Consider the following 235-nt stretch of genomic DNA (forward strand, 5'->3'; position numbering starts at 1 on the left):
TGAGAGGATAGATCCATGAGCGTCCTTGCCTTCACCAACAATGCCAACTCCGCCTCGACGTCCGTCGGATATGCGGGAGCCGCTGTTACGGTCCTGATCTGGGTGGCCTGGATCCTTGCGACACGTCACAGCGCGGCAACACAGCTCGGGACGATCGATATCGGTCTGATCCACTACAGCATCCCGGCGCCCGTACTGGCACCGGTCTGGCTAAAAACCGGTCTGCTACCGAAGG

The 235-nt window shown here is 60.0% G+C and carries 1 pseudogene; it reads left to right on the forward strand.

Going from position 1 to position 235, the window contains the following annotated elements:
* Positions 1-15 precede the first annotated feature (15 nt).
* Positions 16-235: pseudogene (locus tag ACPYOJ_RS36820) on the forward strand (DMT family transporter); the annotation flags it as partial.

It is taken from the genome of Rhizobium sp. SVR5-9E (assembly GCF_056755095.1).